The organism is Bacillus sp. EB106-02-03-XG38 (assembly GCF_058792175.1).
The window spans coordinates 458,929-484,265 of the sequence record NZ_JBYTED010000002.1; the positions used below are offsets into that span (position 1 = coordinate 458,929).

Below are 25,337 nucleotides of genomic sequence, written 5' to 3' on the forward strand. Positions count from 1 at the left end.
CTAGTGAGGTAGGGCTATAAAGTTTCTACTTTCTTGTTTGTATAGACGAGGTGGAACAACACGAATAGTATCTAACTGGGTATAGCCTAAGGGTATTTCGTATTCTCAAGTAGAGCTATATGCCCTTCATAGTTCCTATGTTGATGTACTGAAAAGTGACCACATCGAGGTGGGGGTTTTACCTCTAGAGTTAAACTAAAGATACTCCCCTTTTCCTACTCGTGTGTATGTAAGATATAGCAACCCTAAGATACAACTGCACAATCCTTCCACTTCTCTACTTAAAAGATGTTATTTTCAATTTCTTAATTCTTTAGTAACTTCAATCTCATCGGAAATCTTAACACGCAAAGTTGCAAACCCAAAGTTTCTATAACTCCATCGATACTCTGTGTTATCTTGTAGAATCGTTTTTATTCAATAGCTATTATTAATGTTTTCTTAACTGTTCATCTATAAGGCGATATAACTCATCCAGTTTACTATACATTTCTTGATCCACTTCAGAAACATGTCCATGTACAACTAAATTTCGATATTTACTAACTTCTACTAATTTCAGATAAGTAGTAACATCAATAACAGCTCTTTCACGCAACCTTCCAGCCATCGCCATTAAACTAACACTTGAAGAAGATTCACTATCTTTGTTTAGATACTCTCTACATAATTTTTCTAACTCAATATACTTAGAAATAAATTGATAAGAATCAATAGTAGACTCAATACCATCTTTTCTTTTATTACGCTTTTCTAGCATTTTTTTCGCCCACTCTTCTATATTAATAGGACGTATAATATAGAGTGCAATTACAAATGCACCAATTATAATAGCCACATTCATTGAACCTACTATCATGTAAACCCACGGCTTTATTACTGTAGTTTTGATTGCATTAAACTGTAAAACACATAAATCTGCAATTAATGTTATTCCTGTTGAAATTGATAATATCAGTATGTAATTATAATATTTACTAATAGCTTCATCGATAATTTCTGTTTTTCCATCATCACTTTCTCTAACGTTCCACATGAATTGATGATTGAAGGTATAAGCAGCTAATACAAATCCAACTAAACCAGCTATCGTTTGTGCACCAGTGCTAAATATATAATAAACATTATTCAACTCCTCATCTTTACTTGGTATCGTTTTAAAAAACATACCACTAACAATTATGCCAATCATAAATGCTAAAATTATCATTATTACTATTGAGTATTTCTTAATGAACCCTTTCACCCATCATTTCCTCCTCTATAATATTTCACTACATAGATTAAACTAGCTTTATTACAATATCAAACATAATCTACCTAAAAACCTCAGTTAAAACAAAACTTCGCTACATCAATAAGCGTTAGCAGTCCGTAAACATTTGGATGTTGTTCAAACTTTTGGATTTTAATTCTCAATAACCAACTGATATGACTATAGTTCTTTCATTCACCTGAGTAACATCCTCTCTCCTTCAAGCAAATCTCAGAAGCTTGTGTACCACCTGTAAGTTATACCTTCTTAAAATGAAAGCAAAAGAGATGGACTATATAGTCATCTTCCATAGTCTAACCCCATAGAAAAAACACTGCTTAGATTCAAACAGTGTTTAGGTGATACCTATTTACTTTCTTCCCCCTGAGCTGGAGCTTTTGGAGAAATACCATTAATCTTTAAAGCCAGCTCAACAAATGCATCTTCTCTCTTATCTTCATTCTTAATCTTAGATAATAAGAAGTTACTAAAGTAGAAATGATGCGTGTTCACAAAACGATTATGAAACTCTGTTAATGCTTTTACAGTCTCAGAATGCATCTTCAAGTAAATTACAGCAATAAAGTTTGATAGTATAGCTCCTATCGCTCCTACCGAAGCTACAATTATTTTGTTTTCTAGCTCGTTGGAACTGTTAGCAATTAAGAAATACAAAGTTATTCCAATTATTGCAAAACCAATTAATATACATACTATACCAACAACAAATATCCATGAGCTTTGTTTTAGGTTCTCATCATAGTATCTCTTCAATTCAAGATGATGATGCTTAAAGAGCTTCTCCGACCTTTCCTCTAATGAGGAATGAGAAATGCTTAATAAATCTAACTCATTTTCTATTTCTTGGAGTTCAACTCTAAACGCCGTTAATGATCTACTTAAAGGTTGCAAAACACAATACACTAACATGACTATGAAAAATAAAATTAGGATAAATAACGTAGGTTTTGTATATATTCCAATACTATTTTTTTTGAGCGTATCTTCTGCTTTATATACAAGAAACACCAATGCACAGATATTCACGATACCTAAAACAAAGAAAAGGATATTTCTTTTCTTATTCCAGTCAATCCATTTCTTTAAATCTATTTTTCTATTTTCCAGTAAAGATTTTCGTTGATTCGGTTGTAGATCAGTATTTACCTTAAACTCCTCCTTTCATTTATATATCTTTCTATTATAACATAACCTAACTCAACAGATAATATTTTCCAGTTCTGAATATCCCCAAGGGAGCAAAGCCTACCTAGTCTACTAATTAGCAATAAACTTGAGAACGTTAACCCAAAAGTCACATCTGTGGGGGTCGCTCCTCATTGTTATTGACTTATAATTCAAACTACTATAGAATTTTACTCAACAAATACTATTTTAAGTGGTTCACAACGAGTCAGCCTACTTATATAGCCGATCCCGTAGCTCAGCAGGGAGAGCGCCACCTTGACAGGGTGGAAGTCGTGAGTTCGAGCCTCTCCGGGGTCATAAAACCTAATAGTATCAAGGTTTGAGAGGGTATTCTCAAAAGCTAAAACTGTGGAGGTCTCCATCAGACACCACAAGTTAAAAGAGGACTACTTCTAGTCAGCAAATCAGCTGGCTCAGGGGGCATCCTCTTGTTTGTTTCCATAAAACTGAGAAAGGACCGAAAAGAAAATGCTACTTAAGTTTGTATAGTAATTAAAATTATAGTTTTTACACTCGTTGAAATCAGTTAGATAACTCTTAAGACTACCGTTTATTTAACTCAGATCCCCCTAGTTTCGCCTACAATAATCCCCCTCAGATATCCTAATTTAACGATGCTCTACTTAGTAATTCTATACAAAAAATAAAGCAAGGATTTCTCCCTGCTTCTGTTAGCTTCTTTTATTGAGAAGATTAACCACCAATATCCTTATCTGCCAGTCTATACATCTTATATCTATTTTGCCCTCTTCTTTTTTCGATTTCTAAATATTACCTCTAACACTACTACTGCGATGAATCCTACAGTTATTTGTAAACCTGTAAACAGAAGTTTAACATTTAGAGGAATGTCAGGTGCACTCCACATTAACGCTGGAGGAATAAGGATACCAATAATTACAATAATTCTCATTATCTTCCCCATTTTGTTTCTCCTATCATATCTTTAAGATTTACGTTTCTTTTTACAATTCTACTAATTTCTCACGTAGAACCAATTCACTCTCAGTCATATACCCTCTATGCATTTCCTCTACAATTTTATCATGATTAAAACATAATACTTTTTCATCACCTAGATAGCCTACTGGATAAGGAACACCCACATAATCAAAATCACGTTTATCTGCTGATACAATCATTCTTCCAATAATCATAATAATTGGTTCTACACCTTCTAGTTTTACTACTGTTCCTATTGGTAAAAGTTTCATTGATTTATTCCCCCCTCTTATATTATGTATTATTTATTTTTAAATTTACTATACATCCGTTCGTAAAGTTTATTAGTACCAAGTGCACATGCTCCTAAAATAAGAACAGCTATAATAAAGCCAATCTTTTTAGGTAATTCATAAGGAGACATAATAGCGACTACAAGAAATATAGCAATTGCGACATATGTAATATATTTTCCAGCCTTAAATGGTTGCATATAAAATGCTCCTCTCTTAATCCTCAAATTTAATGGTACCACCTAGTCCATAACCATCTCCAACATACAATCCCGTTTCTTTTCCTAATTTAAAGTCATAGCCAAATGTTCCCAAACCCAATTCCCCTTTTACGACGACATCTTTATCTCCTATAAAAGGCACAAATTCTGGGATATGAAAAAGTTCCATCTCTACTTCATACTTATTAGTAGTAACTTCCGCTGCATTTTTTAGTGTATATTCATCCACACCATACGCAAAGTTTCCTTCACCGAACTTTTGAGTAATTTTGATATCCTTCATTTCAAAACCTGCAGGAGTAAATATAGGAACTTTTGTGCTATATTCGTTTTCTAAAACTGACCCCTCTATCTTTCCACCAATAATATTCCCTGCAAATAAATCATCTTTAGCAGCATCAAAAGAATAAGGAATATTTAAATCCACTTTCCCAGATAAGGCTTTCATTGTCAATTCCCCATTTGTTCCTACACTATTCTTTGCTTCTACCACTGCTCCCTCTAACGTCCCACCAAATCGGTCTCCTTCTTTCCATTCTGCTTTCCCTTGCAAATACTCCACATCATTTTGAGATTTTGCTTTTGCTAACATATAATCCATTTGGTCTGCTTCACGAAATTTCTTAGCAGAATGTTTGAGTTCTTCTGAAATTTTATCCAATAGATTATTAACTTCAAAAATCTTTGGTTTAGCTTCATTAAACATTTGATAGAAATTTTGACTTGTTGCACCTGTCCACTGAGACGCTATGTATTCTGTTTGGTTATAAAGGTCTTTGTGCATATTGTCTAAAGTTTGTTTTATATCTTGTACCAACTTAGCAGATTGCTCCAAACGTTCTGGAGTAACTTTGATTAAATCCATAAGCCTTTCCCCTTTTTAATTTTCATATAGAATATTTTACCACAATAGGGTTTTCGCAACTATGAATATTTTATATAATCTTAAAACTTCGAAGTCTTTTTCTCCTCAGGTTTCCCCTTATGGCACTTGAATTTATAACTTATGCATTCGCGCTAACTCAATAAGATCATCTAGTCCCATTCTACGAAATTATTTCTACTATTAAATATGTAGACTTACCCCCATCCTATTTTTCTAGATAAAACTAAAGAGGTATGCCTATCAACTGTTTCCTGTATAGTATCTCTATGGAACGGAGCTACAACAACTTTCATCCCCTATCATCTGCTATAACCATGAAAGATTGTTGATGGTGATTCTGAGTTCGAGCCTCTCCAGGGTCATAAAAAAGAGAAACCATATCAACTTTCTACGTGATATGGTTTCTCTTTTTTTATCTAAGCTAATCACTTCCCACCAAACATCTTCTCCAAAGACTTCGCATTAGCAAACAATACTTCTTTCAAGTTATCATCTGCAATGATTTTATAGTCGCCATCTTTGTTTTTCTTTAAGTTCAATGTAACTTCGCGAGTTGCCATGATTGCATCTTTATCTGATAAGTGTTTGACGATTGCTGATGTCATCGTTTTTTCGATTGCTTTTTCAGACTGCTCCTTGTCTTCGCTAAAAGCACTAGCGAAAGCCATTGGCATAACTTCTCCCACTGCTTTTGTTACAGCAACGGATAGATCAGCAGATGTAATTTTCACTTTCACTTCTGCTTTGTCATCCTTTTTCGACACTTCTTCTGGCTTTTCAAATTTAAAGTTTTTCGTAATCGCACTCAGCATTGCTTTTGCCTCAGCATCATCTGTTTTTTCATTTAGTTTATTAAATTCTTTGTCACTCTCAACAAATGTACGAGCCTTTTCTACATCACCTTTTTGTATCGCAGTTAAAAATTCTTCTGTCGTATCTTTCGGGTTTGCACACCCTGCTAAAACACCTACTGTTAATCCTACTACCATCATTAACAGCAATAATTTTTGTATCTTTTGCACGTTCATTCTCCTCTTATATTTTCTAGTAAGTCATCACTATATAATAGTATGAAACTGACATTACAAACATTTTTTAGTATAGCATTTATATGATTCATTTTCTATTCATTCCCAAAAGATAAAGAACCTTGTAGCATTCCTACACGGCACCTTCAATCAATCTGTATAAATACCAAAACAAAAACCAGCAACTTTAAGATTGCTGGCTTATCCCTTATTCATTTTCGAAAATACAATTACAATTGCTCCAAGCACATAATGCCCCGCTACCATCCACATAGTCCGATCAAAGATCATAAGCGATAACCAAAGCGATATATTAATAGCAGCAAATAATACATATAAAATGAAGTCTCTCTTTTGTAGCGACTCTCGATTCATCAAAATATAAATTGCACCGATTGGCGGAAGGATGAAGCAAAGAAAAAAACAAACATTTTTCTTAACGACCATGGATATGAAGTTACTGTCTGCATATGAGTCTCCCCTTCACTTTATAGTACTTGTAACATCGGTCTTACTACTCTATATTCGTCACTATAAGGCTCCTTTATGATTAAAGGTGAGTGAGGATGTTTTTCTTCTTCTATCATTGTAAATACTTCTGTTTTTTCTTGTACTATGTTGGATTCACTGTTTTTAGTAGGCTTTTTACTTGTTTCGATTTTCTTTATTACTTCTCCAAGCCTTTGCCCAACTTTTTCAGCTTCGGCAGGTTCATGCGTTACATAGTATTCCTGACCTTCCCATACTAACATAGGTGGCACTGGTTCTCGTTTGTTACATATTATATAAGTAATACTAGCTATAAGTAGTAGACATGCTAATAAAAAGAAGATAGTTTTTTTATTCATATAATATGCTCCCTATCTATCATTTTATTAAATTATATAATATCCATTATATGTAGTAAATGGATATCGTAGGAATTTTCGGGTTTTACGCAAAAAGAAAAACCTTACTCAAGTAAGGTTCATTTTATAGTGACTGATTTATTAAAACGATCATTACGATAATCGCTATAAACATAACAACTAAACAGCCGATCATTTTATAAAAGCCTCGTTTTGTTAACGTCCCGCCTTGAACGTCTTTCCGAATAAATAAGAATACGGCTAAAAATAATACAAGCCCAATGCCAAAAGCATACATCATTTGCATATGTTAATCTTCCTTTCTCTCTTCCATCTTAATATCTTTTCGATAAAACAACAAATGAGATAAAAACTGTACTCATCGTAAGTGCCATTAGTATGTTCAATAGTTCAGTAGCGGATAGTGTAAGTATTTTCAAGTTTAAACCGAAAGAGAAAAGAAGATAATACGCTATTAATGCAAAAAATGTCACAAACATTCCTTTATAACGAATAAGTTTCATTCGCTCATCTTTTTCTTTAAATTGCGGTTGTAAATAACTTAGGCAGAAACTCATAATCATCATCCCAAGCAATGGATAAGTTGCTGGTGGTGGTGCAGAATGCGTCATTATCCCTGTTAGTATCATAAACCCACTCATAAATAGAAAGATAATTCCCATAATAACGAAGTACTTTTGTGAATAATTCATCCCTTTCCCTCCCCTTCTTTTCCTTCATAAATGAATACATGTTCTATCGTTGTCTGAAATGTTTTCGCGATTTCAAATGCTAACGGAAGTGATGGATCATATTTTCCTTTTTCAATTGAAATGATGGTTTGTCTGGAAACTCCAAGTTTCTCAGCCAATTTTTCTTGAGATAGTCCAAATTTTTTTCGGTATTCGACCATTTTATTTTCCAAGGAAATTTCTCCCTCCTTTCTTACACTGAGTATATATGTAAAGCAACCTTTACGTCAAGCTTCCTTTACACCCGTTTTATTCATTCTTCACTCTATTTATATAGAAGAAACTTTTTCAATTTCAACACGTCTATTTTGAAACGAAACGCGGAACACTGTAAGTAACCGTTACTATATCTCCTCCTCTCTTTTTTTAAAATTTAATATCTCCATATTTGTTTTATCCTTTTAAAACATTTTATTTATCTCTTTATTCCACGAAATCCGTTACTCGTTTTACCGTGTTTTTCGTCATATTTATAGAAACTAACTGTTTATGAAGCATTTTTTATGTTTAGCAACTTTTTTTATAGAAATCCTTCACTTTCCTTTCGATATTTAACACTATCTAAATGAAGTTTACGATAAATTCATAATTTTTTATTTTTTATACTATATTCCGTTATATTGTTGTATAATATCAATGAAAGCGCTTATTATTTCAATATACATAATTCGAACTCTTTTTTATCGAAACATTCTAACTATTATACTTATATTTACATGCAACACTTTTAGTTATTCGTATAGGTATACCAAATATATCCACCCTATTTTTCTGTAAAATTACTTTATAACATGAAAGATTAACTTGGGTGATAAGTTATTGTGAATGTTTTTTTACAAAACAGATAAGTAATAGTGTTTGGTATTATGTAAATTATTGTAATAACATAAGAGTAAAGAAAACATTTACATTGATTATTGGTTCATCAATTATTGAAAAGAGCAAAATGCACCTTTTTGTATGGAAAAAGGATTATATGCATTGGGAGGTTTAAACAAATGACGAGGAAGAATACAACGACAAACCCTTGGGCCAAGTTCCACGGTCCGAACCTTGGTTATGTTATTGAACAGTATGATCTTTACGTAACTGGAGCAGGTTCTGTTGATCCGGAATTACAAGAGCTTTTTGAAATTTTTGGAGCTCCTTCGTTTCAAGATGATGTCGTAACAGGGGACAACACAGCAACATATTTTTCTCCTCAAAACACAGGGAACATTGAAAAAATTCTTAAAGTCGTTCAGCTTGTTGAACAGATTCGTTCTTTCGGGCATACGTTGGCTCACATCAATCCGATGGAAGATGCTGCAAATGGACAATCTCTTCTTGAGAAAGCAATAAACGAATTGAGCGATGCTGACTTGAAAGCGATTCCAGCGAAGACAGTATGGCAAGATGCACCAGAAGGTATTCACACTGCACTTGATGTAATTCATAGATTAAAAGACGTTTATACAAAATCTTTAGCTTATGAATTTTCTCATATACAAGATAGTGAAGAACGCGCGTGGTTGCATCAAATGGTGGAATCAAATTCATTGCGTCAACCACTATCAAATAAAAAACGAACTGCTCTATTAAAACGTTTAACAGCTGTTGAAGGTTTCGAGCAATTCTTGCATAAAACATTCGTTGGGCAAAAGCGTTTCTCTATCGAGGGCGTTGATATGCTTGTACCTGTTCTAGATGAGATTGTGCTAGAAGGTGCTAAAAGCGGCGTAGAAGATGTCATGATTGGTATGGCTCACCGCGGTCGTTTAAGCGTACTTGCACACGTATTAGAAAAACCATATAGTCACATGTTTGCTGAGTTCAAACATGCAAAAATAGAAGGCGCAGTAGCTAATTCTGGCTGGACTGGCGACGTAAAATACCATTTAGGTAGAGAACAAGTCGTTGGTAATGAAGAAGTTAGTACGCGCGTTACATTAGCAAATAACCCGAGTCACCTTGAGTTCGTTAACCCTGTTGTAGAAGGTTTCGCACGTGCGGCTCAAGAAAATCGTAAAAAGTCTGGTCTTCCAGAACAAGATACTTCAAAATCATTCGTAATTTTAGTTCATGGTGATGCTGCATTCCCTGGTCAAGGTATTGTATCTGAAACGTTGAACTTAAGCAGATTGAACGCGTACCAAACGGGCGGAACAATTCATGTTATCGCAAACAATGCAGTTGGTTTTACGACTGATAGCTATGATTCTCGTTCTACGAAATATTCAAGTGACCTTGCAAAAGGTTTCGATATTCCGATTGTTCACGTGAACGCTGATGATCCAGAAGCTTGTCTTGCTGCTGCTAACCTTGCGATTCAATATCGCACATTGTTCAAGAAAGATTTCTTAATCGACTTAATTGGTTACCGCCGCTACGGTCATAACGAAATGGATGACCCAGCAGTTACACAACCACAAGTGTACAAAAAGATTAAAAATCACCCAACTGTAAGAGCAATTTATGCAGATCAATTACAAACTGCTGGCGTTCTAAACGCAGATGAGGTTGAAACGATTACACAGTTTATACAAGAACAATTAAAGTCTGATTATGCACAAGTACCACCAGCTGATACGAGCGATGCAACAATTCACGTTAAAGTACCAGATGTTGTTGCAAAAGGCATTCAGCCAATTGATACTGGTATTGAGCTTGACTCACTTCGTGCAATTAATGAAGGTCTACTATCTTGGCCAGAAGGCTTTAACGTATATCCGAAAGTGAAGAAAATTCTTGAGCGCCGTAAAGATGCTCTTGAAGAGAACGGTAAAATTGAATGGGCACTTGCTGAGTCATTAGCATTCGCTTCTATTTTACAAGAAGGTACGCCAATTCGTTTAACTGGTCAAGATTCACAGCGTGGTACATTCGCGCACCGTCATATCGTATTACACGATACTGATACAAATGAAACATATTCACCATTACACCGCTTACCAAACATTAACGCTTCATTCTCTGTTCATAACAGTCCGTTATCAGAGGCCGCTGTTGTTGGTTACGAGTATGGTTATAACGTATTCGCTCCAGAAACTCTTGTTATGTGGGAAGCACAATATGGTGACTTCTCAAATACTGCGCAAGCATTATTTGATCAATATGTTTCAGCTGGAAGAGCAAAATGGGGTCAAAAATCTGGTTTAGTTCTTCTATTACCACACGGTTATGAAGGTCAAGGACCAGAGCACTCTAGTGCACGTCCAGAGCGTTTCTTACAGTTAGCTGCTGAGAATAACTGGACAGTTGCAAACTTAACGAGCGCGGCACAATACTTCCATATTTTACGTCGTCAAGCATCTATCTTAGGAACAGAAGCTGTTCGACCATTAGTATTGATGACGCCGAAGAGTTTATTACGTCACCCACTTACGCTTTCAACTGCTAGTCAGTTAAGCGAAGGACGTTTCCAACCTGCTCTAGAACAAGAAAACCTTGGCACAAAACCGAACAAAGTAAAACGTCTTGTTTTAAGCACAGGTAAAATGGCGATTGACTTAGCTGCAGAAATTGAGTCTGGTAAACATGAGTACAACTTAGATGAAGTTCATGTCGTTCGTATTGAACAGCTGTACCCATTCCCTGCTGAGAAAGTTCAATCTATTATTAAACGCTTTAAAAACTTAGAAGAAATTATTTGGGTTCAAGAAGAACCTCGTAATATGGGCGCATGGCATTACATGGCTCCAATTCTGTTCGAACTAGCTGGAGACAAAGTGAAAACAGGTTACATTGGACGCCCAGATCGCTCTAGCCCATCTGGTGGCGATCCATTCGCTCACAAAGCTGAGCAAGAGCTAATTGTTGCACACGCTTTAGACGTGAAGTATAACTTCCGTCAAGATAAACAAGAAATTGAAGTTTACAGCAACTAAAAAGTAACAATGAAGGTTTCTAGCTTGTTCCCCGGGCAGAATATCTGCCCGGGGGCAGGTTAACAAATGGAGATTACCGAAGACAAAAGAAGAAAAAACACACCGTTAGGCAAATAAGGGGAGGACATTTAAAATGATCGAAATTAAAGTACCTGAGCTTGCAGAATCTATTACTGAAGGAACTATCTCACAATGGCTTATCAACGTAGGCGACAAAGTTGAGAAAGGTGGCAGCGTTGTTGAGCTTGAAACTGATAAAGTCAATGTAGAAATCATTGCTGAAGATTCAGGTATTGTATCGAAATTACTAGGCGAACCTGGGGATACAGTTGAAGTTGGCGCAACTATCGCAATTTTAGATGCAAACGGAGCACCAGTTGCAGTAAGTACACCTGCACCAGTAGCTGAGCAACCAAAACAAGAAACGGCTGAAGCACCGAAAGCTGCGGCACCAGCTGCTGAGCAAACTGCAACTCTACAAGGTTTACCAAATACGAACCGTCCAATCGCATCACCAGCTGCTAGAAAAATGGCTCGTGAATTAGGAATCGACTTAAATGACGTACGTAGCACAGATCCACTTGGACGTGTGAGACCACACGATGTACAAGCTCATGCTGCAGCACCAAAAGAAGCACCAGCTGCTCCAAAAAGTCCAGCTCCTGCTCCAGTTGCAAAAACGGAATTCGAAAAACCAGTTGAGCGCGTGAAAATGTCCCGCCGCCGTCAAACAATTGCAAAACGCCTTGTAGAAGTTCAACAAACATCTGCAATGTTAACAACATTTAACGAAGTTGATATGACTGCAATCATGGAATTACGTAAAGAGCGTAAAGACGCTTTCGAGAAAAAACATGATGTACGTCTTGGTTTCATGTCATTCTTCACAAAAGCAGTTGTTGCAGCATTAAAACAATTCCCATTATTAAATGCTGAAATTCAAGGCGACGAGCTTATCATTAAAAAATTCTATGATATCGGTATTGCAGTAGCAGCTCCAGATGGATTAGTTGTTCCAGTTGTGCGCGATGCGAACCAATTAAACTTCGCTGAAATCGAAAGCGAAATTCGTAATTTAGGTATGAAAGCACGTGACAACAAACTTTCATTAAAAGAACTACAAGGTGGTACATTCACAATTACAAACGGTGGTGTGTTCGGTTCTCTAATGTCAACACCGATCCTAAACAGCCCGCAAGTTGGTATTTTAGGAATGCACAAAATCCAAGTACGTCCTGTTGCAATTGATGCAGAACGTATGGAAAACCGTCCAATGATGTACATCGCTTTATCTTACGATCACCGTATCGTTGATGGTAAAGAAGCAGTTAGCTTCCTTGTTGCTGTTAAAGATATGCTTGAAGATCCAAAATCATTATTATTAGAAGGTTGATAGATTAGTAATCTATTAAAGGCTGTAGAATGAATCATTCTACAGCCTTTTTTTCTTGCATTCATACGGGACAAATCGCATGACATATGCTAATAATGTATGCCTAAAACGTAAGGAGGATTAAAATGAGTACCCTTCCAATTCATGCAAAACTTAAGGCAAATAAAGATACCTTCTTCCTCCCCGACTCAAACGGGGGTGTCTATTTTCGAAATAACGCCAGTTCATTTCGTATGGACGGTGACGGAATTTATAACTGGATTGAAAAATTAATGCCCATGTTTAACGGTAATTATTCTTTAGCAGAAATAACGGATGGTCTCCCTCTTCCCTATCAAAATCGTGTGTTTGAAATTGGAGAGATTTTATATACAAATGGGTTTGTCCGTGATGTAAGTCAAGACGCACCTCATGAATTAAACAGCGTGTTACTCGACAGGTATGCGTCGCAAATTGAATTTTTAGAAGCAGATTCTCATTCAGGCGCTTTAAAATTTGAAACGTATCGCGCGGCAAATGTCCTTATAGTTGGTTCTGGAGATATGCTTACTTCCTTAGTTTCTTCTTTATTAGAATCCGGATTACCTACCTTTCATTACCTTGTGACGGATTACGAGGATACGAATTACGAACGCATTTATGAGCAAATCGCACTTGCACATGAAGTAGACGATACTGTACTTGTTCAAGAAATAGATACAACAATTGATCGTCCCCTTCATGAAGTGTTCGAGCCTTTCGACTGGATTTTGTACGTTTCTCAAAATGAAGATATTGGAGGTTTAAGAACAGTTCATACGATTTGTAGAGAAATAGGAAAGAATTTCATACCAGCCGTCTGTTTATCAACACTTGGTATAGCTGGCCCTGTCGTAACAGCGAATCGTGAAGAATGCTGGGAGTCCGCATGGCATCGGCTACATGAAACAACTTTACAAAATGAACATTCAGTAGCATCCTTTTCACCTATTACCTCTGCAATGTTAGCAAATATAATCGTTTTTGAATTATTTAAACATGTTGCTGATGATTCACATCGGGAAAAGAATCCACAATTCTTTTTATTAAACTATGAAACACTCGAAGGAACGTGGCATCCTTTTATAAAACACCCTCTCGCAACTGATGAAAGTTTTACAATTGATACGATAGAAAATCTTTCTGAACAACTTGAGCATCGGTCCAGCCAACATACTTCAACTGATTTATTCCGTTTTTTCGATTCATTAACTTCTAAAGAAGCGGGGATATTCCATATATGTGATGAACAAGATTTATATCAATTACCGTTATCACAATGCCATATTCAAGTAGCTTCACCACTATCAGATGGTCCTGCTTCCCTCTTGCCTCTTATGACTTGCACTGGTTTAACTCATAATGAAGCGCGCCGAGAAGCTGGTTTAGCAGGAATTGAAACATACGTAGCAGAAATTATGCACCGCCTTATCCCTGAACATAACGATATCGGTATTGGCACTGGGGAAACGATGACAGAAGGTGTATACCGGGCATTACAACAACATTTAAATAATAAATTGTATGAACGGCAATCACATATGCTAGAAGAAATTACGACGGTCGACTTAACCGAAATTCATGATAAACATTGTAGATTTTATTACGATGCTCTCGCTACAATTCATGAAACACCTAAAATAGCAGTAAGTGAAGAGATTCTCAGCTTTCCAGTCGTTTGGGTCGGTATAAATGATCGATGGTACGGTGCGTCTAATATTAATACGACGTTAGCGTTACGAAACGCACTACAACTATCACTTCTTCACATTCAAAATGAAGAGACTCCTTACAGAGCTAATATCTTGCCTGAATCCTCTATTATTTTATATGACACGGATTCTTTTAGGTTAGAAATACAAGCAGAAGAAGAAATTCCAAGCACGCAATCAGTACAGCTTGCCTTACAACATTTAGAAGAACATAATTTTTATCCATTCGTGTTTGATTTAGCAATTGAACCTTTTTTGAAAGAAAACTTAGATGGTGTGTACGGGGTATTAATTGCAAAGGAGGATAGTCTATGACTCAAAATATATTGCTTATAGGAGATGGCTTACTTGCAGACTATGTACACAATCAATTAAGCGAACAATTTCCCATCATTCGCCAACATACTATTACAGACGAACTCCCTGAAAATATTCAACTCGCTCTCGTATTACACGATGGCTCTCCTTCTGCTATTCATCATGATGCGGAGCTAATTTTCCGTTCCAATCAAATTCCGTGGTTACGCGGGTTTACTTCATTTGGTGAAGGTATTATCGGTCCTTACATTCATCCTCTTGCAACTGGATGTACCCATTGTGCCGATGGACGACGCTTTATCGCTGGCTTTGATCAAAAAGAAATGTGGGAGCTACAGCGAAAATACGCGGTAAAAGAAGATAACGTAACGAGGCGTGATGTGCGTGCCACCCAAAATGGCATGTTACAAATGTGCCATCTTATTTGCGCAGAAACAGAGAAGATATTAGCTCATGACCATTCTTCTTTAGAAAATGAACTCATTTTACTAAACTTACAAACACTGCAATGTACGCGGCATTCTTTTCTTCCAGATCCGCTCTGCCCTGTATGTAGCAATTTGCCTGATGACACAGCAGATGCAGCTGTGATTTCATTACAACCGAGCTTAAAAACAAGTGATACAACATATCGCTGTCGTTCCATTCATGAACTAAACACATTTTTAACGAGAGATTATTTAGATTACCGCGTCGGTATGTTGAACGGAAAAATGCAACATTCTTTATTACCGTTTGCTGACGTTATTATAAACATGCCATTAATGTTTGGAAATGAAGGAGTTGCAGGTCGAACTCTTTCATTTGCAATAAGTGAAGCAACTGCTATTTTAGAAGGTTTAGAACGATATTGTGGTATGTCACCTCGAGGAAAAAAGACGAATGTGCATGGTAGTTTTCATGATTTAGAGGATTATGCACTAAATCCACTCTCGCTCGGTGTACATACAAATGAACATTACAATCGTGATAGTTTTCCGTTTAAAGCATTTGATCCTGACTATGAACAAAACTGGGTATGGGGATACTCTTTACTACAAAATCAGCCAATTTTAGTTCCTGAATCAATCGCTTATTATAGCCTCGGTCATCGAGATGCTTACGTATATGAAACATCAAATGGATGTGCTATTGGTGGTAGTTTAGAAGAAGCAATTTTTCACGGCATTTTAGAAATTGTAGAACGTGACGCCTTTTTACTCACTTGGTATACCGAACTACCTCTTCCCCGCCTTGATCTTAGTTCGGCAAATGATACGGAATTACAATTAATGATTCAGCGGCTGTACACGATTACCGGTTATGAATTGTATGCTTTTAACGCAACGATGGAACACGGCATCCCAAGCTTATGGGTAATTGCGAAAAATACGCGTGAAAATGGAATGAACGTTGTTTGTGCTGGAGGCTCTCATTTAGACCCAGTCCGCGCTTTAAAGAGTGCCATTCACGAAATAGCAGGCATGTTACTTATAACAGACGATGAACTCGAACAAAAAAGAGAGCACTACGAAAACTGCTTACAAGACCCTTATCTCGTAAGTAAAATGGAAGACCATAGTATGCTGTACGGATTAAAAGAAGCGGAAGAACGTCTTCACTTCCTTTTACGTGACGATGCACCAGTGCAATCGTTTCAAGAAATGAATGCATTACAATCGGTTGATCTAGATTTAACATCCGATCTTCATCAACTTTTAAATCGTCTAGAGCAATCTGGACTTGACGTAATCGTTGTAGATCAAACAGTACCTCTCATAGAAAAAAACGGATTACATTGCGTAAAAGTCATTATTCCAGGCATGCTACCGATGACGTTCGGCCACCATCTCACTCGGGTTACAGGACTGGATAGAGTGTATACTGTGCCGATGACACTTGGATATACAAATGAACCTTTAACGAATGAACAATTAAATCCACATCCGCATCCGTTTCCATAGTAAAGGAGGGGATTCTATGCAGCTGGATACTTTTTTACATCATCTCCATTTTTCTATCGATGAAATTATGCCGAATCAGGAAGTGGACTGGGAAGATGCACCACTTCCTTATAAACTATATCGAAATGTACCTATCATTCCACTCTCTTTAGAAATCCCATTATCTTTACCTAACTCTTCTACTACACCTACTTTGAATGAGATTGGTCATTACCTTTGGGTCTCATTTGGTTTAACACAGTTATGTCAGCTAAATAGCGAGAAAATTTTATTTCGAAGATCTATCCCTTCAGGCGGCGCTTTATATCCAAATGAATTGTATATATATTTAAAGATTGACGATTACCCAGACGGTATTTACCATTACGATGCTGCACACCACCGACTTATTTTACTTCGCGAAGGAAATTTCGATTCTTACATTATAGAAACACTTGGCAATCGTTGTAACATACAGTCTTGTTTTGGCGCTGCATTCGTATCCACTATGTTTTGGAAAAACTACTTTAAATACAATAACTTTTCCTATCGACTTCAAGGATTAGATAGTGGTGTTCTCATCGGACAATTACTTGAATGTGCCAAACAATTCGGTTACACAAATGGCGTATACTTTCAGTTTCTAGACCGGGCAATCAATCATTTACTCGGACTGTCAGAAAGCGAAGAAAGTGTGTATGCTGTCGTTCCTTTAAGTACAGAACCGCAAACGAAATGGTTTCACAATGATTACCGTGAAAATAAAACCATTACTTCTCATGAGTTGTTACAGCAAATTCCGCCGTTAGCACATGAACATTTCGTTCGCTCAAAACATGTAAATGAATATCCGATGATAACAAAAATAAATGAAGCTTCTATGATCGAATCGACAGCGCACTTCCAAACACTACATCATGAAGAGCACTACCAACATCATCCACACGCTGTACAACTACCGAAAGTAGAACGATTATCGTACGATTTCTTACAACTTTGTAAACAACGATATTCTCCTGATGCTGACTTTACTTTAACGAAATGGAATGTAGCCGAGCTCGCTACTTTACTACAAGAAGCGAGCCTCTCCTTCCCTTATTACAATGACCTTGATGGTCAGTATGTAAATGAAAATGCGCGCGTTTCATTATATGGATGTTTTTATAACGTAAAAGATATAGAAAACGGTGCTTACACTTATAACAGTAAAACTCATTCCATACAGCCGCTTCGGTACGGAGACCTTCGTTATCCCCTTCAATCTAGTATGACGATGGATAATGTAAACCTGTTTCAAGTACCGCTTTGCCTACATGTAGTCGGAAAGAAAGATTACTATACAAATGCATTACACTATAGAGGATACCGCATTCACCAAATGGAAGCTGGTATCCTCGTTCACAAACTCGTTTTCGCAGCGACCGCAATGGGAATGGCTGGGCACCCTTTACTTAGTTTTGACACAAATTCATGTGATCAGTTGTACGGAATAGATGCTGGAAATGAAACGTCTCTCATTCAAATTCCCGTTGGGGCTTATCGGGCGCGGAATTGGTTAAAAGGGGATTTGCGTAATTAGAAGCACGCCGGTGTACGGCGTGCTTTTTTTAAAGGACTTAATTTATAAAAAGCGAAATGAGTATATATTCTTACATAAAAGGAGAGTTTAACTTGAGCATTTTACAACGATTAATCCAGCAAGCAAAAAATCCTCGCGGGACAATTGGTTCTTCCATGCTTTGTATTATGAACAGTGCACATACGAGACTAACCAATTGGGCACTACAGAAAGTACATATAAAGAAAGATGCAATCATATTAGATATCGGTTGTGGCGGCGGTAAAACGATACACAATCTTTCAAAACGAACTCCACTTGGGAAAATATACGGGATTGATTACTCAGACCAAGCTGTAAAAAATTCTATACAGACGAATATAAAGGATGTTCAAAAACAAAAAGTCATTGTTCAACAAGCAAGCGTTTCTTCTATTCCCTATCCTACAAACTTCTTCGATCTCGTTACCGCTTTTCAAACACACTACTTCTGGCCTGATGTGGAACAAGATATAAAAGAAGTATTTCGCGTCCTACAGCCGAACGGATCCTTTTTATTAGTCGCTGAAACTTTCAAAATTCAATATCATATGGAGAAATATAAAACGACTGAAGGATTAATAAACCTATTTTATAAAACAGGTTTTACAAGCGTGAAATGCTACGAAGAAAGAGGATGCCTTTGTGTAATAGGAAACAAGTAAAAAGCAGACCTTTTAAGGTCTGCTTTTTCATTAGATTAGCTTAAAAATACTCTTAATTTGTCTCGCAAATAACCAGTTTTTCGTACCGTAGTTATCATTTAAACTATCTAAATTGATAGATTGTCCATTAGCAAACTTTAATTCTAGCGTTGTATTTTTATCATTTGTTTTTAAGTTACTATGTGTAATAGCATCATACTTTAATTTTTCAATTTCAATATATTCGTCTTTTTCTTGCCCGATCACGACATGGTCTTGGAAGAAGAATAATATTTCTACTTTCTTACCGAAACAAAATACATTTTTCGTATAAATTAATGTCGCATTATCAAGTCCGATGCATACTTCTTTCATCTCTTCAATAACGTGTCCAAAGTCTTCTTCATGTCTTGCGTTTGATTCAGCAATCCATTCTTCGATTGTTTTCATATTAATTGCCATACTGCGCCCCCTGGTTCGTTCATTGCTTTATTTTAAAATAAATACTATATGAAAATATAAGCGATACGTACTATGTTTTCAAGGGCGAATGGTATATTCAAAATAAAGTTAAATTTCAAAGTAATATATAAGTAGAATCTATTTCATTATATTTTAAATGTTTGAACGAGACATTCTTCACCATCGATTAACTGTGTTTTCTCATCAAATTCGATGTTTAGTTCCCTATATACTTTCTTCCAAAAAGAAACTGCTGGTACATTTTTCACAAGTTCGATAACGAAATACTGCCCTCGTTTCTCTTTTAGGACATTCTCAATAACTCTTTTACCAATCCCTTTCCCCTTGTACTGATTCAATATGAAAATGTCATTTATGCCAAAATCGTTTTCCTTCTTCAAAAATGGGCGTTCCAATAGTAATAAAAATCCTACAATATCATTACCACCTTTAATAAAATACGGAGTGATTCCGTCATTTTCCCAAAACATGTGCAAATCTTCGTATTCAAAAAATCCATTTTCCCCAATCGTTATATTAGGAGTGAATGTAGAGAGGTCATGAAGATATAGTGCGTACAAATTACGTAATATTTCTTTTTCTGATTCTTGAACTGTTTGAAGTGTTACAAACATTTTTAATGATCCCCTTCCCTATATGTAACTATTTCCAATTCACTTCATTCGCCACAAATGATGATTCCCCTTTAACGAAAAAAATAGCACTTAAAAAGTGCTATTCCGCTCTCCTTGCCGCTTGCTGAATTGGATCCCAAACGCTGTTATATGGTGGTGCATAACTTAAGTCGACATCTTCTAAATCGTGAATGCTCATTTTATTGAAAAGTGCCATCGCAATTACATCAATCCGTTTATCTACACCTTCTTCTCCAATTACTTGTCCGCCCAATAATTGTTTCGTGTCAGAACGGTATAGTAATTTCAAGTAAAGTGGTTTCGCATTTGGATAATAGCCCGCCATATTTGTAGAATCTACTTTAACTGTTTTATACGGAATATGTAGTCCTTTTGCTTCTTTTTCATTTAAACCTGTTCTAGCAAGCGTCAAATCCATAAATTTAATAATACCTGTACCTAACGTACCTTTAAAGGCTCTTCGTTTATCAAGCATGTTCAGTCCTGCAAGTCGGCCTTGTTTATTCGCAGTCGTTCCAAGCGGGATATGATCATGAATTTCCTTTATAACGTGGTAATGTGTTGCACAATCACCAGCTGCATATATGTCCTGCACATTCGTTTGCATATATGCATTTACTTCAATTGCCCCTTTATGATTTGTACGTATGTTTGTTCCTTCAAGAAAATCAGTATTCGGCTTCACTCCAACCGATACTAAAACAAGATCTGCTTTATATGTTCCTTTATCTGTTTCAATTTGTTCTACTCTTTCGTTCCCTTTAAATGCCTTTACATTTTCATTCGTTAAAATTTCAATATGATGTTTATTTGCTTCTTTATGTATATATTCAGCCATATCTGCATCATAAATCGTACCGATATGATCATTTCGCTCAATCATTCTTACTTTCTTACCAAGTTCGACGAATGTTTCTGCCATCTCCAGTCCAATCGCACCGCCGCCAATAATAATTACATCCTCAACTTTATTCGTTTCTAGCGTTTTTAATATACGCTCAGCATCAGGAATTGTTTTTAAAAGATGAACACCTTGCAAATCTCGTCCTTCCCATTCTGGCATAACAGGACGTACTCCAGTTGCAATTAATAAACGATCGTACGGAAATTCAAAAATTTCTTTCGTCTTCGTATGCTCTGCGTACACCATTTTCTTTTCCGTATCTACTTTCGTTACCTCATGCCGTACTTTCGCATCTATTCCGTATTTATCACGAAACGTCTTTACGTTACGCGCGATTAATTTTTCCGTTGAAGCGATAGCACCACTAATGACATATGGTAACCCACACTGCGCGTACGAATAAATTTCACCTTTTTCTAACGTTACAACATTTGCATTTTCATCGTTTCTTACAATTTGCATCGCTGCACTCATACCAGCTGCATCTCCGCCAATAATGACATAGTTCACTTTACCACTCCTTCTTTTCTACATACTCTTTACGTTTTCCATATTTTTCAGAAATAACACCTACTTCCATTGTAAAGAAAGATAATTTCATCTTCAAATTTGGCGCACAAACCTATGCCTAAATAGGTAGCCGTCGTGTCTTATAAACAACATGTTTAATATGCTATAACAGTTACTATTGAAAGTAGGTGAAATATACATGTGCGCCGGCCTTCTCGCCCAGCTTCCAGAGGAACCGCAAGAACCAAAAGAACCGAAACCCGCCGTCTCCCTTGACCAAGAATTTTCTATTAATGCAACAATATACAGCGCTCGCGCTTGGTTATCTAACGATGATACGTTTGCACAAGATATTTGGAAAGCTACCCAATTCGCTTCAGCATCACATGCTGGCAAATCCATCTTTCCAGTCGGTTCCGTTAAAATTTTGAACTTTTCTGACGATACAATAACTGTTACTGCTTCGCCAGATTCAGATCATGTGCTCAAAATAGTCGTGCCACCCCATTCCGAGGCAGCTCTAACGTCTGGTCCTTTATCCCATATACAAGCTAGTACATCAGGAGGATCAAGCAAAGTCACATTTCTCTTTCACATCTTTTTCTCAAGAGATCCTGGTTCAGATAAAGTGAAACTTTAATCAGTGGAGGTTTTGTTCATCCCCACTGATTATTAGTTGAACCAATCGGACGTTTACGGACAGTTGATCTCCCACCTAACTTCTTTGCTCCAACTGAATTTTTGGGTGGGAGTTTTACTGTCCGTTAACGCGGGATAAATAACCATAAAAAAGGTACAGTTATGCCCTGTACCTTTTTCACGTGTTTATTCTCTTGATTTGATGAGTTCAACATTATAAGTTTCAATATCTGTTAGCTTTCCTGTAAAATATGGATTTTCTCTATACCAAGACTGTTTTGAGAAATATGATTGCATATCTTTCGTTTGAAACATATGTCCATGTCTTGCGTATATTTCGTTTCTCGCTATTTTCAATTGTTCTTTTGATAAATATGCTAAGTCCGTACTCGTTAGTTTTCGAATGTCACTATCAGGAAAAATGAAGCCATTATATACATACCGAGTCGTAGGCGATGGGGTAACATTATAAACAACTGTTTTTTCTGTACCTTTCTTTTGGAATGGAAGATTATACGACGACAGTGCCGTTACCGTTTCTACCTTCGTCGTTTCCCTTCCGTTTTCTCCATTTCGTTCTAAATAAATCGTCGTACTTCCATCAGTTGATACCGGCCCCCACGTAATTTCTTCGCCAGCCAGCGCTGTGACTGGTTTTTGATTCACATACAATGTTGCACCAGGCGCGTTCGTTTGAACTGTAATATATTGCCCTTGCAACGTTAAATCTATCGTTACGTTATTTTGTCCTTGTTTCATAAGTACAACCTTTTCTTCACGTGATAGTTTCACATAGTCATTTTTATATTCCGCTTGAAACACTTGAGCCCCTGGAAGAAACGGTCCATATTGCTTTTCAAACTTTTTGTCATCAGACTTATCAATTTCTTTTCCGTTCATTTTTAAAGATGTACCTTTTTCATTTGTAAGTAGCGTCGTATAATACGTCTTCGCTTTCAATTTATACCGATCAAAGATAAAGAAATACTTTCCGTCCTTCGTTAACGAAAAGTCTGCTCTTTCGATTCCGTCCCCTCGTTTTTCACCTATCCTCAACTGTTCCTTCAATTCATTCACGTAAGATGGATTTTCTTTTATATATGAAAATAAAGGCTTTACACTCTCTCCAGTTACAATAACTGACGGATCATCTGCTGTGACGATTTCAGCTAACTGCTCCCCGTTCCTCTCTTGTATAATAGTAATGATCCGATCTACTTGTGCCGACTGCTTATAGTACGATGATCCGTACAAATACAGTCCAACAATCACTACAGCAAGTAATGTTAAGAGTGTAATGCCAACCTTTGTACCGCTGCTCATTTTCTTCTTTACTGCAAGACTCTCCCTCTTCTGACCGCAGCTTTGACAAAATTGCACACCGTCTTCAAGCTGAATCCCACACTTTGTACATACATTCATCCATTCAACCACCTTTTCTTTAGAGGCCAGTTAATCCCTGTGTAAAGGTTTGAATTATCGTGCTAATGTAAGACCACAGTACAATGAATGTTGCAATTCCAATTAAAACATTTGCAATAAGAAGAGTGTAAACAAGATCTAATCCACCGTTATCTAGTTTTACTGTAGCTACAATAATACTAATTCCCATATACGTTGTAGCCAGCCCTAATAAGATTGGTAAGAAAAAGATTAATAAAAAGCTAAAAAGAAACGAAAGAACTAATATCACAATAGCTGGCGTCGCTATCGTTCCCCATATACCGAATACTTCAAGAAACGAAAAAGATGATTTCATCATCTTCCCACTTACAAAAATAATAAATCCGACAAATAAAGTTAAAATGAGTAAAAATAAAAAGACCGTTACAGAGTCCAAAAAGAATGTAGGAGTAGATATATCTGGTGCAAATGTTTTTGTAACAGCTGCTGCAGCACTCATCATTCTATAAAAAATACATGCCCCTAAAAAACAAATAAGAACAAGACTTACAATTCCATTTCGTACTTCAACCTTGCCGCTTTTCATAATCGCTGTCGGTGCTTGTAATGCGTGTTTAAAGAACTGAAAGTAGCTACTTGCAAACCGCTTCGCTTGCTCTACCGTTTCATTTGGCCGAGTTTCCTTTGCTTCTGCTACGCGTGCTTGTTGCTCATCTTCTTCCTGTGCACCACTTGCTACTACTTCCTCCGTCAACGAATGTCCACAATTCCCGCAAAATTTTGCCTCTGCTGCATTTTCCATCTGACACGCCGGACATTTCATTCTCTCATTCCCTCCCTTGAGCAAATACCATATAGGGTGTTACAAATTCAATATATGACTTTGTACATAAAACATGACTACAAGAAAAAGATTCTGAAATCCTTCTTTCAAAAGAAATATATGTGCTAGCAATCTTGAAAAATAATGCTATTATGAAACAGAACAAATAACGTTTTTAATAGATTGGATGACTGAAAATGGAATTGGTAAACTCAATTTTTCAAATACTCCTTACAAGCGTAATCCAATTATTTTCTTTAATTGGCGTTATCATTGTAATTGGATTTCTATTAGGCTATTTAGAATCTCTCACACGTATGTATTGGTCGAGAGTTTTCGGAAGAAAAGGATTCCTTTTAACGGCTTGGATTGGTGTTCCTATTCACGAACTTGGACATGCCATTATGTGTGTACTATTTCGTCATAAAATTGTAGCAACGCAGTTTTTCCCAACAGATACAAGTCAAGGTGCTTTAGGATACGTACAACATCAATACAATCAAAAAAGTGTATATCAACGTATCGGGAATTTCTTCATTGGAATTGGTCCTATTATTTCCGGTATCACTGCATTAATCCTTTTAATGCGCTATTTCGTACCAAATTCATATTTCTTATTTAATACAACTCTCGAAAAAACAATTGCTTCTACTTCTATTAATATAGAAATGGTTCAAAACATGCTCTTGTCGACGTTCGTATTATTGAAAAGCTTATTTACAATAAGTAATGTATTGAATCCTTCCTTTTGGTTATTTTTATTTATCGCCATTTGTATTTCTGCACATATCGCTTTAAGCAAACCAGATATTAAAGGATCCATAGACGGTGTGATCGTCATGTTTATCGTGTTATTTTTATTCAACATAATCGCAGGACTGTTTCAGTTCGACAGTAACCAGCTCATTAGCAAAGTGATGAAGTATAATATGTATCTCATTGCTTTTTCTAGTGTTGCACTGCTGTTCTCTTGTATTTCTACACTTGTTAGTTTTGGGTTTTATAAAATAAGAGGAGGGCGTTCATTTTGAACGC

24 protein-coding genes, 1 tRNA gene and 1 pseudogene are annotated in these 25,337 nt (G+C 36.4%); 9 read left to right on the forward strand and 17 right to left on the reverse strand.

Translation table 11 applies throughout. The annotated features are described in order from the left end of the window. Positions 1-430: 430 nt before the first annotated feature. The gene (locus AC3WTI_RS11705; protein WP_097840653.1) at positions 431-1,246 is read right to left on the reverse strand and encodes a hypothetical protein; all 816 of its coding nucleotides are present in this window, start codon (positions 1,244-1,246) and stop codon (positions 431-433) included. Positions 1,247-1,621: 375 nt separating this feature from the next. Continuing rightward, positions 1,622-2,167: a TRADD-N-associated membrane domain-containing protein gene (locus AC3WTI_RS11710; protein ID WP_306615039.1), complete on the reverse strand. Its 546-nt coding sequence runs from the start codon at positions 2,165-2,167 to the stop codon at positions 1,622-1,624. A gap of 521 nt (positions 2,168-2,688) precedes the next feature. Here AC3WTI_RS11710 and AC3WTI_RS11715 point away from each other — a divergent pair. Beyond that, a tRNA-Val gene (locus tag AC3WTI_RS11715) sits at positions 2,689-2,761 on the forward strand. A gap of 439 nt (positions 2,762-3,200) precedes the next feature. On the opposite strand, the gene AC3WTI_RS11720 is transcribed toward AC3WTI_RS11715, so the two are convergent. The 10 genes and pseudogenes from AC3WTI_RS11720 to AC3WTI_RS11765 form a co-directional block, all read right to left on the reverse strand. Next, positions 3,201-3,389, reverse strand: coding sequence for a hypothetical protein (locus AC3WTI_RS11720; protein ID WP_097840655.1), 189 nt, complete (start codon positions 3,387-3,389; stop codon positions 3,201-3,203). A gap of 40 nt (positions 3,390-3,429) precedes the next feature. Then, the gene (locus tag AC3WTI_RS11725) at positions 3,430-3,678 is read right to left on the reverse strand and encodes a DUF4176 domain-containing protein (protein ID WP_000771627.1); all 249 of its coding nucleotides are present in this window, start codon (positions 3,676-3,678) and stop codon (positions 3,430-3,432) included. A 29-nt stretch (positions 3,679-3,707) separates the two neighbouring features. Next, a complete protein-coding gene (locus tag AC3WTI_RS11730) occupies positions 3,708-3,899 on the reverse strand; it encodes a hypothetical protein (protein WP_002075027.1) in 192 nt (63 codons plus the stop codon). A 16-nt stretch (positions 3,900-3,915) separates the two neighbouring features. After that, positions 3,916-4,785 (reverse strand): WXG100 family type VII secretion target, encoded by an 870-nt coding sequence (locus tag AC3WTI_RS11735; RefSeq protein ID WP_087957859.1) that lies wholly within the window; start codon positions 4,783-4,785, stop codon positions 3,916-3,918. A gap of 446 nt (positions 4,786-5,231) precedes the next feature. Then, positions 5,232-5,828, reverse strand: a complete 597-nt coding sequence (locus AC3WTI_RS11740) for a hypothetical protein (protein WP_142286619.1) — start codon at positions 5,826-5,828, stop codon at positions 5,232-5,234. 207 nt (positions 5,829-6,035) lie between these two features. Then, positions 6,036-6,304 (reverse strand): annotated as a pseudogene (locus AC3WTI_RS11745) (hypothetical protein). 18 nt (positions 6,305-6,322) lie between these two features. After that, positions 6,323-6,682, reverse strand: coding sequence for a hypothetical protein (locus AC3WTI_RS11750; RefSeq protein ID WP_087957853.1), 360 nt, complete (start codon positions 6,680-6,682; stop codon positions 6,323-6,325). A gap of 124 nt (positions 6,683-6,806) precedes the next feature. Beyond that, positions 6,807-6,989, reverse strand: coding sequence for a DUF3976 domain-containing protein (locus tag AC3WTI_RS11755; protein ID WP_001178300.1), 183 nt, complete (start codon positions 6,987-6,989; stop codon positions 6,807-6,809). A gap of 28 nt (positions 6,990-7,017) precedes the next feature. Then, complete coding sequence (locus AC3WTI_RS11760) at positions 7,018-7,395, reverse strand: permease (RefSeq protein WP_087957851.1); 378 nt, start codon at positions 7,393-7,395, stop codon at positions 7,018-7,020. Continuing rightward, entirely contained in the window at positions 7,392-7,607 is a 216-nt protein-coding gene (locus tag AC3WTI_RS11765; RefSeq protein ID WP_097840656.1) for a helix-turn-helix transcriptional regulator, read from the reverse strand. The genes AC3WTI_RS11760 and AC3WTI_RS11765 overlap by 4 nt, the downstream gene beginning before the upstream one ends. Before the next feature lie 825 nt (positions 7,608-8,432). Here AC3WTI_RS11765 and odhA point away from each other — a divergent pair. The 6 genes from odhA to AC3WTI_RS11795 all read left to right on the forward strand — a co-directional run bounded on the left by odhA (position 8,433) and on the right by AC3WTI_RS11795 (position 18,925). Beyond that, positions 8,433-11,300 carry a 2-oxoglutarate dehydrogenase E1 component gene (odhA, locus tag AC3WTI_RS11770; RefSeq protein ID WP_097840657.1) on the forward strand — a complete coding sequence of 956 codons (2,868 nt, stop codon included), beginning with the start codon at positions 8,433-8,435 and terminating at the stop codon, positions 11,298-11,300. A gap of 133 nt (positions 11,301-11,433) precedes the next feature. Further along, on the forward strand, positions 11,434-12,693 hold the full coding sequence (odhB, locus tag AC3WTI_RS11775; RefSeq protein ID WP_087957845.1) for a 2-oxoglutarate dehydrogenase complex dihydrolipoyllysine-residue succinyltransferase: 1,260 nt from the start codon (positions 11,434-11,436) through the stop codon (positions 12,691-12,693). A 125-nt stretch (positions 12,694-12,818) separates the two neighbouring features. After that, on the forward strand, positions 12,819-14,738 hold the full coding sequence (locus AC3WTI_RS11780) for a putative thiazole-containing bacteriocin maturation protein (RefSeq protein WP_097840658.1): 1,920 nt from the start codon (positions 12,819-12,821) through the stop codon (positions 14,736-14,738). Next, a complete protein-coding gene (locus AC3WTI_RS11785) occupies positions 14,735-16,684 on the forward strand; it encodes a TOMM precursor leader peptide-binding protein (RefSeq protein ID WP_087957841.1) in 1,950 nt (649 codons plus the stop codon). The genes AC3WTI_RS11780 and AC3WTI_RS11785 overlap by 4 nt, the downstream gene beginning before the upstream one ends. A 16-nt stretch (positions 16,685-16,700) precedes the next feature. After that, the gene (locus AC3WTI_RS11790) at positions 16,701-18,242 is read left to right on the forward strand and encodes a SagB family peptide dehydrogenase (protein WP_097840659.1); all 1,542 of its coding nucleotides are present in this window, start codon (positions 16,701-16,703) and stop codon (positions 18,240-18,242) included. Between the two features lie 92 nt (positions 18,243-18,334). Then, positions 18,335-18,925 (forward strand): class I SAM-dependent methyltransferase, encoded by a 591-nt coding sequence (locus tag AC3WTI_RS11795; protein WP_087957837.1) that lies wholly within the window; start codon positions 18,335-18,337, stop codon positions 18,923-18,925. 30 nt (positions 18,926-18,955) lie between these two features. On the opposite strand, the gene AC3WTI_RS11800 is transcribed toward AC3WTI_RS11795, so the two are convergent. The 3 genes from AC3WTI_RS11800 to AC3WTI_RS11810 form a co-directional block, all read right to left on the reverse strand. After that, positions 18,956-19,366, reverse strand: coding sequence for a DUF3908 family protein (locus AC3WTI_RS11800; protein ID WP_087957836.1), 411 nt, complete (start codon positions 19,364-19,366; stop codon positions 18,956-18,958). A 146-nt stretch (positions 19,367-19,512) separates the two neighbouring features. Further along, the gene (locus AC3WTI_RS11805; RefSeq protein WP_097840660.1) at positions 19,513-20,001 is read right to left on the reverse strand and encodes a GNAT family N-acetyltransferase; all 489 of its coding nucleotides are present in this window, start codon (positions 19,999-20,001) and stop codon (positions 19,513-19,515) included. A gap of 100 nt (positions 20,002-20,101) precedes the next feature. After that, entirely contained in the window at positions 20,102-21,436 is a 1,335-nt protein-coding gene (locus AC3WTI_RS11810; protein WP_097840661.1) for a CoA-disulfide reductase, read from the reverse strand. Between the two features lie 199 nt (positions 21,437-21,635). On the opposite strand from AC3WTI_RS11810, the gene AC3WTI_RS11815 reads away from it, so the two are divergent. Then, a complete protein-coding gene (locus tag AC3WTI_RS11815; RefSeq protein ID WP_097840662.1) occupies positions 21,636-22,076 on the forward strand; it encodes a hypothetical protein in 441 nt (146 codons plus the stop codon). Between the two features lie 185 nt (positions 22,077-22,261). Here AC3WTI_RS11815 and AC3WTI_RS11820 read toward each other — a convergent pair whose 3' ends face one another. Beyond that, positions 22,262-23,497: a TcaA 3rd/4th domain-containing protein gene (locus AC3WTI_RS11820; RefSeq protein ID WP_097840663.1), complete on the reverse strand. Its 1,236-nt coding sequence runs from the start codon at positions 23,495-23,497 to the stop codon at positions 22,262-22,264. A 19-nt stretch (positions 23,498-23,516) separates the two neighbouring features. Next, a complete protein-coding gene (locus AC3WTI_RS11825; RefSeq protein WP_097840664.1) occupies positions 23,517-24,302 on the reverse strand; it encodes a zinc ribbon domain-containing protein in 786 nt (261 codons plus the stop codon). A gap of 197 nt (positions 24,303-24,499) precedes the next feature. On the opposite strand from AC3WTI_RS11825, the gene AC3WTI_RS11830 reads away from it, so the two are divergent. Then, positions 24,500-25,333 (forward strand): hypothetical protein, encoded by an 834-nt coding sequence (locus AC3WTI_RS11830; RefSeq protein ID WP_492304366.1) that lies wholly within the window; start codon positions 24,500-24,502, stop codon positions 25,331-25,333. Positions 25,334-25,337 lie beyond the last annotated feature (4 nt).